This window comes from Amycolatopsis sp. cmx-4-54 (assembly GCF_046548895.1).
Lineage (GTDB): Bacteria > Actinomycetota > Actinomycetes > Mycobacteriales > Pseudonocardiaceae > Amycolatopsis.
The window spans coordinates 300,788-312,737 of record NZ_JAEBEJ010000007.1; the positions used below are offsets into that span (position 1 = coordinate 300,788).

Below are 11,950 nucleotides of genomic sequence, written 5' to 3' on the forward strand. Positions count from 1 at the left end.
GTGTCTACTGTGGACGAACGCGTGATCAGGGTCGCCCTGCTGGGCTGCGGGACGGTCGGCGGCGAGGTGGTCCGGCTGCTCACCGAGCAGGCCGGGGAACTCGCGGCCAGGGCGGGCGCCAGGGTGGAACTGGCGGGCATCGCGGTGCGGCGCCCCGACAAGCACCCCGAGCTGCCGCCGGAACTGGTCACCTCCGACGTGACGAAGCTCGTCACCTCCCCGGACGTCGACGTCGTCGTCGAGCTGGTCGGTGGCGTCGAGCCGGTGCGGGAGTGGCTGCTCGACGCGCTCAAGGCCGGGAAATCCGTTGTCACGGCGAACAAGGCGCTGCTCGCCGAGCATTCGGCGGAGCTGTTCGAGGCCGCCGACGCGGCAGGCGTCGACCTGTACTTCGAGGCGGCCGTGGCCGGGGCGATCCCGTTGCTGCGCCCGCTGCGCGAATCGCTGGCCGGTGACCGCATCACCCGGGTGATGGGCATCGTCAACGGCACCACCAACTACATCCTCTCCGCGATGGACTCCACCGGCGCCGGGTACGCGGAAACGCTGGAAGAGGCCAGCAGGCTCGGTTACGCGGAGGCCGACCCGACCGCCGACGTCGACGGTTACGACGCGGCGTCCAAGGCCGCGATCCTCGCCTCGCTCGCGTTCCACACCCGGGTGACCGCGTCCGACGTGCACCGCGAAGGCATCGCCGACGTCACCGCGTCGGATCTCGCCGCGGCGAACGTCCTGGGCCGCACGGTGAAACTGCTCGCCATCTGCGAGCGCGTCACCGCCGACGACGGCACCGAATCCGTTTCGGCGCGCGTGCATCCGGTGATGATCCCGCGCAACCACCAGCTGGCCGGGGTCGGCGGCGCGTACAACGCCGTCTACGTCGAGGCGGACGCCGCCGGTGAGCTCATGTTCTACGGTCAGGGCGCCGGTGGCGCGCCGACCGCGAGTGCCGTGCTCGGCGACCTCGTCGCGGTGGCTCGAAACCGGGTCGTCGGCGGCCGTGGCCCGCGCGAATCCGCGCACGCCGCGCTCCCGGTCAGGCCGATGGGCCAGACGCCGACGCGGTACCACGTCAGTCTCGACGTGGCCGATCGAGCGGGCGTCCTCGCCCAGGTGGCCCAGGCGTTCGCCGGGCACGGTGTCAGCATCGCCGCCGTGCGGCAGCGCGACGCGAACGACACGGCCAGCCTGGTCGTGGTCACCCACCTGGCGCCGGACGCGGCACTGCGGTCCACTGTGGACGACATTGCCGAACTCGATGTGGTGAACCAGGTCGTCAGTGTGATGCGGGTGGAAGGCGAAGACCAGTGATTTCCCAACCGTGGCCGGGGATCATCCAGGCTTATCCGGACCGGATCCCGGTCCCCTCCGGCGCGAAGGTGATCACGCTCGGCGAAGGCAACACGCCGCTGCTGCCCGCCTCGCACCTCTCGGAACTGACCGGCTGCGAGGTCTACCTCAAGGTCGAAGGCGCGAACCCGACCGGGTCGTTCAAGGACCGCGGGATGACCGTGGCCATCACGCACGCGCTCGCCAGCGGGCTCCAGGCCGTCATCTGCGCCTCCACCGGCAACACCTCCGCGTCGGCCGCGGCCTACGCCGCCCGCGCCGGGCTCACCTGCGCGGTGCTCGTCCCGCAGGGCAAGATCGCGATGGGCAAACTCGCCCAGGCCGTCCTGCACGGCGCGCGGATCCTGCAGGTGGACGGCAACTTCGACGACTGCCTCGAACTGGCGCAGAAGACCGCCATCGACTATCCGGTGACCTTGGTCAACTCGGTGAACCCGGTGCGCATCGCCGGCCAGAAGTCGGCCGCGTTCGAGATCTGCGACGTCCTCGGCCGGGCGCCGGACATCCACTGCCTGCCCGTGGGCAACGCGGGCAACATCACCGCCTACTGGGCCGGGTATTCCGAGTACGCGGGCGACGGTGTGGTGAAGAACACCCCGCGGATGTTCGGGTTCCAGGCGGCCGGTGCCGCGCCTCTCGTGCACGGCGAGCCGGTGGCCGATCCGGACACCATCGCGACCGCGATCCGCATCGGCAGCCCCGCGTCCTGGGACGGCGCGATGAAGGCGAAGAACGCGTCCGCGGGCCTGTTCGAGGCGATCACCGACGAGAAGATCCTCGAGGCGTACCGGCTGCTCGCCCGCAAGGAAGGCGTGTTCGTCGAGCCCGCTTCGGCGACCAGCGTCGCGGGCCTGCTCGCCACGGCCGCCGACGGGCGCCTGCCGAAGGGCTCGACCGTTGTGTGCACCGTCACCGGACACGGTTTGAAGGACCCGGCCACGGCGTTGGAGGGCAACGTCGAGGTCGAGCCGCTCGCCGTCGACCCGACCGCCGTCGCCGCCGCGCTGGACCTGCGATGACGCTGATCGAGGTCAAGGTCCCGGCGTCGTCGGCGAACCTCGGCCCGGGATTCGACACCCTCGGCCTCGCGCTGGCGTTGTACGACCGGGTCGAATTCCGGATCACCGACGCGGGGCTCAAGATCGAGGTCATCGACGTCGGCGCGGGCGGTCTCGGCGACGTCCCGACCGACGAGTCGCACCTGGTCGTCCGCGCTTTCCGGCGCGGTTGCGAGCACCTCGGCCTCCGGCCGCCCGGCCTGCACCTTCGCTGCTTCAACGCCATCCCGCACGCTCGCGGCCTCGGGTCGTCCGCGTCCGCCGTCGTGACCGGTGTCGCGGCGGCGTACGCGCTGGCTGAGAAGGCCCTGGACGACGACGCGCTGCAGCTGGCCGCGGAGTTCGAGGGACACGCCGACAACGCCGCGGCGAGCCTGCTGGGCGGCTTCGTGGTGGCCTGGAACGAGGGCGAGCGGTTCCGCGCCGAACGGCTCCAGCCGCATCACGACATCCGGCCCGTGGTCGCCGTCCCGGCGCTGCGGTCCTCGACCGACGCCACCCGCGGGCTGCTTCCGGCCCAGGTCCCGCACGCCGACGCGGCGTTCACGGCCGGCCGCGCGGCGCTCGCGGTCCACGCGCTCACCTCGCGCCCGGACCTGTTGCTCTCCGCGACCGAAGATCGGCTCCATCAGCACTACCGGGCGCCCGCGTACCCGGCGAGCAGCGAACTGGTGCGCGCGCTGAGGGCCGAAGGGGTGGCCGCGGCCATCTCCGGAGCCGGTCCGACCGTGCTCGCGCTGACCACCGGGGGAATACTCCCGGCCGACGTCGACGTTACGTCTTTCGACGTCACCGAGCTGCCGATCGATCCGGGCGGCGTTCAGGTTGCGGCTCAGTAAAGCCTCGGTCACATGCCGGAGCCCCGCCCCGCCACGCGGGGGGTGGTTGTTGCACCGGGCCGTGGTGCGGTCTACCCTCGGGGGCGTTCGATCACCGTGCGTTTCCGCACCCGGTGCCGGTCCAGGTGACCAGTGTCATCCTTGGCCCGCATCCTTCGTTGATCCGCCAGTTCCGCAGAGCGTCCGGCAACTAGCACAGCCTGGCAAGCGGGGGCTGGCAGATTGACACAGGCGGGTTCACCGGTTCCGGCGGTGCCGAATTCCGCTTCCTCCGTTTGGAGGACGCAAATCCCTGTGCTGGAGGCCTTCTAGCTGTGTTCAACACGGCCGAGGAGCTGATCGCCCGTATCGGGGGCCAATTACGCCGTTTCGCAATCGGACGCGAGCGGCGGTCCGCTGATCCACCTGGAGGCGTGGATCGGTCAGGAAGGACATTTGTGAGCAACACCGATCTTTTGAGCGACGTCGAAGGTGGCGCCGCCGAGTCGAACGGCGCCGTGGCTCCCAAGCGCACGGTCGGCGGATTGACCGGCAAGACCGTCGCCGAACTGCGCTCGATCGCTGGGGACCTTGGCATCGGCGAAACCACTGGTATGCGCAAGGGCGATCTGATCGCGGCCATCCGCGAGCGCCAGGGCAAGACCAAGCGCAAGACCCCCGCCGCGGCGAGCGAAACGCTTCCGCTCGAGGGGATCGATGCACCGCGTAAGGCCCCCAAGGCCGAAACGCCCAAGACGGAGGCCCCGAAGCAGGAGGCCCCGAAGGCCGAAGCCGCGCCGGCCGAGGCTCCTCGCGCCGAGAAGGCCGAGAAGACCGAAAAGGTCTCGGAGAACGGCTCCGCGCCGGCCGCCGAGCGGCCCGCGCAGCAGGAGAACACCCCGCAGGACGGCCAGCCGCAGCAGGAAGAGGGCGGCCGCAACCGTCGTCGCCGCGGCTCCAACCGTGCCGCGGGTTCGCCCGAGCAGGGCGGTCAGCAGCGTGAGCGCGGTGACCAGCGTGACCGTGGTGAACAGCGTGACCGTGGTGAGCGCGGCGAGCGTGGTGACCGTGGCGAGCGTGGTGACCGGGGTGACCGCAACGAAGGCGGCAACCGTCAGGGCAACCGCGACGGCCGTGGCCAGGACAACCGCCAGCGCAACCAGCAGGGCGGCGGCCAGGACAACAGCCAGCGTCAGGGCCAGGGCCCGCAGGGCGACGACGACGAGGAAGGCGGCCGTCGCGGCCGTCGCTTCCGCGACCGTCGCCGCCGTGGTTCCGGCGGTGGCCGTGAACAGGGCGGTTCGCCCGACACCGAGATCCGCGAGGACGACGTCCTGCTGCCCGTCGCGGGCATCCTGGACGTGCTCGACAACTACGCGTTCGTGCGTACCTCGGGTTACCTCGCCGGGCCGAACGACGTGTACGTCTCGCTTTCGCTGGTCCGCAAGTACGGCCTGCGCCGCGGTGACGCCATCACCGGTGCCGTGCGCCAGCCGCGTGACGGCGAGCAGCAGCGGCAGAAGTTCAACCCGCTGGTGCGCGTCGACTCGATCAACGGCCTGGAGCCGGACGAGTCCAAGCGCCGTCCCGAGTTCACCAAGCTGACGCCGCTGTACCCGAACGAGCGGCTGCGCCTCGAAACCGAGCCGCACAAGCTCACGACCCGCGTCATCGACCTGGTGATGCCGGTCGGCAAGGGGCAGCGTGCCCTGATCGTGTCGCCGCCGAAGGCCGGCAAGACGACGATCATGCAGGACATCGCGAACGCGATCTCGACGAACAACCCCGAGTGCCACCTGATGGTCGTGCTCGTGGACGAGCGTCCGGAAGAGGTCACCGACATGCAGCGGTCGGTGAAGGGTGAGGTCATCGCCTCGACCTTCGACCGCCCGCCGTCCGACCACACCTCGGTCGCCGAGCTGGCCATCGAGCGGGCGAAGCGCCTGGTCGAGATGGGCCACGACGTCGTCGTGCTGCTCGACTCGATCACCCGTCTGGGCCGTGCCTACAACCTGGCGGCCCCGGCGTCCGGCCGGATCCTCTCCGGTGGTGTCGACTCGACGGCGCTGTTCCCGCCGAAGCGGTTCCTCGGCGCGGCGCGCAACATCGAGAACGGCGGTTCGCTGACGATCTTCGCCACGACGATGGTCGAAACCGGGTCCACCGGTGACACGGTCATCTTCGAAGAGTTCAAGGGCACCGCGAACGCGGACCTCAAGCTCGACCGGAAGATCGCCGAGCGGCGCGTTTTCCCCGCGGTAGACATCAACCCGTCCGGTACCCGCAAGGAAGACCTGCTGCTTTCGCCGGACGAACTCGCGGTCACCCACAAGCTGCACCGGGTGCTGCACGCGCTGGACTCGCAGCAGGCCATCGACCTGCTGATCTCGCGACTGCGCAAGACGAAGACCAACATCGAGTTCCTCATGCAGGTCTCGAAGACGGCCCTCGGCTCGAACGACGACGACTGAGTTTCGTTCTGTAAGTACATGAAGGCCCCCTTGCTTGCGCCAGGCGCAAGCAAGGGGGCCTTCATGTACTTGGGCGACGGCTGGGCCGACGACGTTGCGAAAGCCACTTTCGCAACGTGGAAGGTTGCGAAAGTGGCTTTCGCAACCCCCTGACTGGATCCGGTCGCTCGCATCCCGTTTCGCACGACCCGGCCTGGAGGAAGCTGTGGGTTCGGTGCCGGGGCGCATCGTCGTGTACGGGGTCACCGGTTCGGGTAAGTCGACGCTGGCGCGAAGCCTGGCCGAGCGGACCGGGCTGCCGTGCCATTCGGTCGACGACGATCTGGCCTGGCAGCCGGGCTGGGTACCCGTCCCCGACGACGAGCAACGCCGCCGGATCAGCGCGCTGGTCGCAGGGGAGCACTGGATCATCGACGGGATGTTCGCCAAATGGCGCGACATCGCGTTGCCCGCGCCGAACTGATCGTCGCGCTGGACTATCCGCGCTGGGTTTCGCTGGGCCGCCTGGTGCGCCGGACCGTGGTGCGGTGCGTCACCCGTCGCCGGATCTGCAACGGCAACGTCGAGACGCTGCGGGGCATGGTCTCCGGCGATTCGATCATTTACTGGCACTTCCGCTCGTTCGCACGCAAGCGGCGCACGATCCGCGCTTGGGTCACGGATCCCACGGTGCCGGTCGTGCACCTGACCTCGCCGCGCGCGACGAAGCGCTGGCTTGCGTCGGCCGAAGTTCCGTGAAGGCCTCCTTGAGGGACCCAGAGTCCCTCAAGGAGGCCTTCACGGACCACGCGACCCGAGGGCTCAGCGGTGCGGAACCGCCGCAGGAGTCCAACCGCGGTAGTTGTTGAAGTAGTGCACGCTCGACGCGTGGCCGATCTTGCCGCCGATGCTGGAGGCGTAGATCCCACCGGAGCCGTCGGCGATGCCGACGTGGCCCCACTGGCTGATGTTCCAGTAGACGAAGGAGCCCTTCGGCGGCGTCCCGGTCGTGTGCTTCGGGCTCGCGCCGTTCCAGTGCGCGTTGGCCGAGGCCCAGACGCCGGTGGTCCCGTACGCGTTCTCGACGGCCTTCTCGCAGAGGCCCTGGTACGCGGTGGAGCCCATGCGGTTCTTGAACCACTGGACGGCGCCGGCGGGCGTGCCGTCGCCGGCGCCCTGGATGGCCAGGTCACCGTCGGACAGGGTGGTGAACGTCCCCGCGGCCGGGTTGACGTCGGCGGCGGTGATGGTGGCGACCGCTTCGGGGGCGGCCGGAGCGGCCCCCGCGACCGGAGCCATGGCGAGTGCCGCGATGGCCAGCGCGGCGACGGAGGCCGGCTTCGCCACCTTGGCGAGGATGGTGCGCATGATCAGTACCTCCTGTTGAGGAATCACCAACAGGAGGAGCTTCGCGTGATCAAGTACAAATTTCGTACAACCGGACGCCGATGGTCGATGACTCAACGTGGCGGAATATGCCGAGGGTGGGGTGCGTTGACGCCACTGCCAGCACATCTGGCAAAATCATCCGCTGAAGTCCGGCACCGGTTCACCCCGCACGGGGACCCGGGGCCAACGAGAGAGGACACCATGAAAAGCGGTATTCACCCCGAGTACGTCGTCACGCACGTGAACTGTGACTGTGGCAACGAATTCACCACGCGCAGCACCAAGACCTCCGGCAACCTCCACGTCGAGATCTGCTCGAACTGCCACCCGTTCTACACCGGCAAGCAGAAGCTCATGGACACCGGCGGCCGCGTCGCGCGCTTCGAGGCTCGCTACGGCAAGCGCAAGAAGGCCGAAGACGCCAAGTAGCTTGAACGACGGCGCCTACCCGCATGTCCGGGTAGGCGCCGTTTTTCATGGTTTTTGTCCGGGTCGTTGAGAGGTGGAGTGTGGATTCGAGTTCGCTGAAGGGTCTGCTCGAAGAGCACGCCCAGCTGGAAGAGCAGCTGGCCGACCCGTCCGTGCACGCCGACCAGGCGCGCGCTCGCAAGCTCGGCCGCCGGTACGCGGAGCTGAGCCCCGTCGTCAAGACGGTCCGTGAGCTCGACACCGCCCGTGACGACCTTGAGACGGCGAAGGAACTGTCTTCGGAGGACTCGACCTTCGCGGCCGAGGCCGAAGAGATCTCCGCGAAGATTCCCGTACTCGAGGCCAAGCTCACCGAACTGCTCCTGCCGCGCGACCCGTACGACGGCTCCGATGTGGTCATGGAGATCAAGTCGGGTGAAGGCGGCGAGGAGTCGGCGCTGTTCGCCGGCGACCTGCTGCGCATGTACCTGCGCTACGCCGAGCGTCACGGCTGGAAGGCCGAGGTACTCGACTCTGTCGACTCGGACCTCGGTGGCTTCAAGGACGTCACCGTGTCCATCAAGAGCCGTTCCGCCGACGCCGACGGCGTCTGGGCGCGGCTGAAGTTCGAGGGCGGGGTGCACCGCGTGCAGCGCGTGCCCGCCACCGAATCGCAGGGCCGCATCCACACCTCCGCGTCCGGCGTGCTCATCTACCCCGAACCCGAGGACGTCGAGGTCGAGATCGACCCGAACGACCTGCGGATCGACGTCTACCGCTCGTCCGGCCCCGGCGGCCAGAGCGTGAACACGACCGACTCGGCGGTGCGGATCACCCACCTCCCCACCGGTGTGGTCGTCTCGTGCCAGAACGAGAAGTCGCAGATCCAGAACCGCGCCCGCGCTCTGCAGGTGCTGCAGGCCCGCCTCCAGGCGATCGCCGAGGAGGAGGCCGCCGCGAAGGCGTCGGACGCGCGCCGCTCGCAGGTCCGCACCGTCGACCGCTCCGAACGGGTCCGCACCTACAACTTCGCCGAGAACCGCATCGCCGACCACCGGGTGAACTACAAGGCGTACAACCTGGACCAGGTCCTCGACGGCGACCTCGACGGCGTGCTGGACGCGCTCATCACCGCGGACCGCGAAGAGCGGCTGGCCGCCCACGCGGGCTGAGGCCGGCTAACCGGGCTCGGTGTAGAACGGATCGTCCTCCAGTGCGGTATGGACCGCCCGGACGGACATGTTCACGTGGGAGAGGTGGGCGTTCACCTCGTTCGTGACCCGGCTGAGTGCCTCTTCCTCGGTTTCTCCGGCTACGGCCGGGAAAGCCGACAACAGTACCGCCTCGCAAGGACCCGCGGCCGTGGTGATCCGGACCAGTGACGCCGAAAGGTCCGCCGCGGGACGGCCGCACATGTCCACGGCCAGCCGCAAGTCATCGGTGGGGACGTAGAGATGTACCCGCGAAATCACATCGGTTTCGGCGCGCGGCGAGAAATCGTGCCTGGTGACGTGCGCGGGCTCACGTGGATCGGTGCCGCCGACGGACGCCATCAGCGAATGGAGAGTGAATCCGTCCGCTCGGGTGTCGTAGGCGTCATAGCTTCCATATTGCCCGGTCTCCGGCGTGCCGTGAATTTCGAAGGATAGCGCGTTCAGTCCGAAGTGGAAAAGCGCGGGTACCGCGGCTCGATGCAGTGTTTCGGCGGGATCTTCGCCGTCGGCCGGAGGTGTGCGATAGCCGACTGAGACCAGATACCCCGTCCAGCCGCTCTCGGGATCCGCCCGGCAGATCTCCAGCTCGGTGGCGTCGAACTCGCCGATGAGGCGCTCGCCCAGCGCGGCGGCCGCGGCGAGATCCTCGGTCTCGATATTCGCGGATATCCGCGTGACGACAGTAGTTTCCCGGAGATCCATGACTATTTCGTGAGCCCTTCGGCGAGTGCGGGATTCGCTCAGCTTACGCGGACCGCGCGTCGTAGGGAACTTCGCGAATGGCAGACACTTCGGCCAGTGGAATCGCTGCAGACGCTCACGGGCCGACCTCGGCCGATGCCGGGGCTCGGGACCCCTCACAACCAGGAGCGTGGCGTCGGTCCATCGTCGAACCGGCCTGCGTTGAGCAATCTCTGCAACTGCTCCTCAGGGCAGCTTGACCTGTAGGTTCCACCCAGGACGCGGCTAGCGTCCGCTTCGGCTCCGCCGATAAGTCTAATCGGATCACCAAGACTTCTCATGCCGCCATATTCGCCGAACAGGTCACCCTGCTCCGTCGCAACCGGTAGTAGATGTCGGGTCCTGATTTTGATCAGTGGAGTATCTGTATGGACAGGGATGCGTCGAGCCTCCTGTCATTCGATATTCGGGATTCTCAACGAGGTGACCACCCCTTCGGTAAGTCAATGGCGAGGCCGGTCCTGTCTTCACGGATGCGTAGGAGAAGCGGACGAAGTCTTCCGAAGGCCTGTCGACCTCGCGGGCGCCGAGCCGGGCACAGGATGCGCCAGCCGTCACCGCTGTCGCTATGCCGATCGGGCGAGGAACAAGGAATCGGACGAGCAGCACGCCCAGCGCCGCGGAAAACACGCCGAAGGGCAGCCCGATCTCCCGATACCTCACCCGGGCCACCATGAAATATACGTCACAGTGATCGACTCGGCACCCTCTGTATGCGAAGACTACGCCTGGTCGAGGAACTTTTCGATCACGCCGAGCCATTCGTCGCGGGCCTCGGTGCCGATACCGTGCCCGGCCTCGATCTCGACCAGTTCGGCGCCGGGGATCCCGGCCGCGAGTTCGCGGGAGTGGGCGGGCGGCGCGAGTCCGTCGAGGGTCGTGGCGACGACGAGGGTGGGGACCGAGATCCCGGCCAGTTCGGCGCGGGTCGACGTTCGCCACCAGGCCCACGTGTTCGGGACTGCCCTCCGGGATGAACCCGGCGAGTCCCTCGATGGCGGCTTCGAGCTCCGAGGGCGTCAGCGCGTTCAGATGCTTCTCGCCGGTGGCGGCGAAAGTGAGGAATTTCGCCAGCAGCTTCCGGTCGCCGCCCAGCAGTTCGCGCCAGATGTCGACGGCCAGCAGCAGCCGGTTGTCCGGTTTCGTGAATCCGGCGGTCAGGATGAGCCCGGTGACCCGATCGGGGTGCCGGGTCGCGGCGCGGACGGCGACGCCGGTGCCGAGCGAGTAGCCGAGGATCGCGAAGCGTTCGAGGCCGGCGTCGACGGCGATGGAGACCAGTTCGTCCGCGACGGCGTCGAGGTCCAGCGGCTCGGTGCTGCGCGGCGTGGCCCCGGAGCCGGGGTAGTCGGGGCCGACGACGGTGTGGGTGCGGGCGAGATCGTCGAGGATGCTCCCGAAGTTGCCTTCGACGCTGCCGCCACCGCCGTGGGCGAGCAGCAGGCCGGGGCCGGAACCGCGGACGACGTGCGCGAAATGATTCGTCATGCCGGCGACGTTAGGTACTGACATCGATGTGAAGGTCAAACTCGGATGACGGGGGTCACATGCTGATCGGCGAGCTGTCCCGGCGGACCGGTGTGAGCCAGCGGCTGCTGCGTTACTACGAGGAACAGGGGCTGCTGGTCTCGCGGCGCGACTCCAATTGCTATCGCAGCTTCGACGAGGACGCGGTCACCACGGTGCGGCAGATCCGCGCGCTTCTCGCGGCCGGGCTGAGCACGCAGGTCATCGCGAAGGTGCTGCCGTGCGCGAACGGCGAACTGCCGGAACTCGACCTCTGCCCCACGGTCGTCACGGAGATCCGGCGCGAACTGGCCGAAATGGACGACCGCATCGACACCCTCCGGCAGCGGCGCGGGACACTGGCCGGATATCTCACCGCCGACGCGTAGGAGAATTGTGGAAGCCCTGGCCAGATTCGGGTTCGAACTGGGTGTGCTCAAGCGGATCCGGCGGGCCGGATGGTGGCAGGCGGGCGTCCGCGATCCGGAATCGGTCGCCGAGCACACCGCCAGGGTCGCGCAGCTGGCCGGTCTGCTCGCGGCCGAGGGCGGTGCCGACCCGGCGAAGGCGGCGTACCTCGCGCTCTGGCACGACACGCAGGAGACGCGGACCGGCGACCTTCCGCACACGATCAAGGGTTTCGTCGAGAAGCCGGACCCGAGGGCGATCACCGCGGCGCAGACCTCGTCGCTTCCCGACGCGGCGCGTGACTCGGTGCGCGACGCCGTCGACGAATACGAGTCCGCCGAGAGCCCGGAGGCGCTCTACGCGCGCGACGCGGACAAGCTGGAGATGTTGCTTCAGGCCGTCGAATACCGCGATGTCGGTGTACGGAACGTGGACGAGTGGATCGCTTCGGCGACGAAGAGCCTGCAGACCGACCTAGCGCGCCGTGTGGCCGAAGCGGCACTGACGTTGTCGTCGCTCTCGTGGCGGGTGAGGTGAAAGGAATCGATACCCTGGGCCCGCGTGTATCGACCCCGGCACGCGTGCCTCGTGTGTCAGGCTTGACTCTG

Annotated in this window: 13 protein-coding genes; 10 read left to right on the forward strand and 3 right to left on the reverse strand. The window is 68.5% G+C overall.

What is annotated here, in order from left to right; genetic code table 11:
• From ACLJQ7_RS24800 to ACLJQ7_RS24825, 6 genes are all read left to right on the forward strand, one after another.
• Window positions 1-1,311, forward strand: a complete 1,311-nt coding sequence (locus ACLJQ7_RS24800) for a homoserine dehydrogenase (RefSeq protein WP_410650554.1) — start codon at window positions 1-3, stop codon at window positions 1,309-1,311.
• On the forward strand, window positions 1,308-2,369 hold the full coding sequence (gene thrC / locus ACLJQ7_RS24805; protein WP_410650555.1) for a threonine synthase: 1,062 nt from the start codon (window positions 1,308-1,310) through the stop codon (window positions 2,367-2,369). Before ACLJQ7_RS24800 ends, thrC begins: the two co-directional genes overlap by 4 nt.
• Window positions 2,366-3,247 (forward strand): homoserine kinase, encoded by an 882-nt coding sequence (gene thrB, locus ACLJQ7_RS24810; RefSeq protein WP_410650556.1) that lies wholly within the window; start codon window positions 2,366-2,368, stop codon window positions 3,245-3,247. Before thrC ends, thrB begins: the two co-directional genes overlap by 4 nt.
• A 437-nt stretch (window positions 3,248-3,684) precedes the next feature.
• Window positions 3,685-5,697 carry a transcription termination factor Rho gene (rho, locus tag ACLJQ7_RS24815; RefSeq protein ID WP_410650557.1) on the forward strand — a complete coding sequence of 671 codons (2,013 nt, stop codon included), beginning with the start codon at window positions 3,685-3,687 and terminating at the stop codon, window positions 5,695-5,697.
• Between the two features lie 205 nt (window positions 5,698-5,902).
• Complete coding sequence (locus ACLJQ7_RS24820) at window positions 5,903-6,160, forward strand: AAA family ATPase (protein ID WP_410650558.1); 258 nt, start codon at window positions 5,903-5,905, stop codon at window positions 6,158-6,160.
• Window positions 6,127-6,435, forward strand: a complete 309-nt coding sequence (locus ACLJQ7_RS24825; RefSeq protein ID WP_410650559.1) for a hypothetical protein — start codon at window positions 6,127-6,129, stop codon at window positions 6,433-6,435. The genes ACLJQ7_RS24820 and ACLJQ7_RS24825 overlap by 34 nt, the downstream gene beginning before the upstream one ends.
• 63 nt (window positions 6,436-6,498) lie before the next feature.
• Here the strand turns inward: ACLJQ7_RS24825 and ACLJQ7_RS24830 are convergent, their stop codons facing one another.
• Window positions 6,499-7,044 carry a CHAP domain-containing protein gene (locus ACLJQ7_RS24830; RefSeq protein WP_410650560.1) on the reverse strand — a complete coding sequence of 182 codons (546 nt, stop codon included), beginning with the start codon at window positions 7,042-7,044 and terminating at the stop codon, window positions 6,499-6,501.
• Between the two features lie 222 nt (window positions 7,045-7,266).
• On the opposite strand from ACLJQ7_RS24830, the gene rpmE reads away from it, so the two are divergent.
• Together rpmE and prfA are read left to right on the forward strand one after the other, a co-directional pair.
• A complete protein-coding gene (gene rpmE, locus ACLJQ7_RS24835; protein WP_007028345.1) occupies window positions 7,267-7,494 on the forward strand; it encodes a 50S ribosomal protein L31 in 228 nt (75 codons plus the stop codon).
• Between the two features lie 80 nt (window positions 7,495-7,574).
• Complete coding sequence (gene prfA / locus ACLJQ7_RS24840; protein ID WP_410650561.1) at window positions 7,575-8,645, forward strand: peptide chain release factor 1; 1,071 nt, start codon at window positions 7,575-7,577, stop codon at window positions 8,643-8,645.
• Between the two features lie 6 nt (window positions 8,646-8,651).
• Here prfA and ACLJQ7_RS24845 read toward each other — a convergent pair whose 3' ends face one another.
• Window positions 8,652-9,389: a hypothetical protein gene (locus tag ACLJQ7_RS24845; protein ID WP_410650562.1), complete on the reverse strand. Its 738-nt coding sequence runs from the start codon at window positions 9,387-9,389 to the stop codon at window positions 8,652-8,654.
• 342 nt (window positions 9,390-9,731) lie between these two features.
• Window positions 9,732-10,940, reverse strand: coding sequence for an alpha/beta fold hydrolase (locus ACLJQ7_RS24850; protein WP_410650563.1), 1,209 nt, complete (start codon window positions 10,938-10,940; stop codon window positions 9,732-9,734).
• 35 nt (window positions 10,941-10,975) lie between these two features.
• On the opposite strand from ACLJQ7_RS24850, the gene ACLJQ7_RS24855 reads away from it, so the two are divergent.
• Window positions 10,976-11,323, forward strand: coding sequence for a MerR family transcriptional regulator (locus ACLJQ7_RS24855; protein ID WP_410650564.1), 348 nt, complete (start codon window positions 10,976-10,978; stop codon window positions 11,321-11,323).
• 7 nt (window positions 11,324-11,330) lie between these two features.
• Entirely contained in the window at window positions 11,331-11,879 is a 549-nt protein-coding gene (locus ACLJQ7_RS24860) for an HD domain-containing protein (RefSeq protein ID WP_410650565.1), read from the forward strand.
• Window positions 11,880-11,950 lie beyond the last annotated feature (71 nt).

Bases quoted from the DNA above. Each gene is read 5' to 3' on its own strand.
- rpmE (WP_007028345.1), top strand. From the start codon at position 7,267: ATGAAAAGCGGTATTCACCCCGAGTACGTCGTCACGCACGTGAACTGT.
- thrB (WP_410650556.1), top strand. From the start codon at position 2,366: ATGACGCTGATCGAGGTCAAGGTCCCGGCGTCGTCGGCGAACCTCGGC.
- ACLJQ7_RS24845 (WP_410650562.1), bottom strand. From the start codon at position 9,389: ATGGATCTCCGGGAAACTACTGTCGTCACGCGGATATCCGCGAATATC.
- ACLJQ7_RS24850 (WP_410650563.1), bottom strand. From the start codon at position 10,940: ATGTCAGTACCTAACGTCGCCGGCATGACGAATCATTTCGCGCACGTC.
- ACLJQ7_RS24855 (WP_410650564.1), top strand. From the start codon at position 10,976: ATGCTGATCGGCGAGCTGTCCCGGCGGACCGGTGTGAGCCAGCGGCTG.
- ACLJQ7_RS24830 (WP_410650560.1), bottom strand. From the start codon at position 7,044: ATGCGCACCATCCTCGCCAAGGTGGCGAAGCCGGCCTCCGTCGCCGCG.
- ACLJQ7_RS24825 (WP_410650559.1), top strand. From the start codon at position 6,127: ATGGCGCGACATCGCGTTGCCCGCGCCGAACTGATCGTCGCGCTGGAC.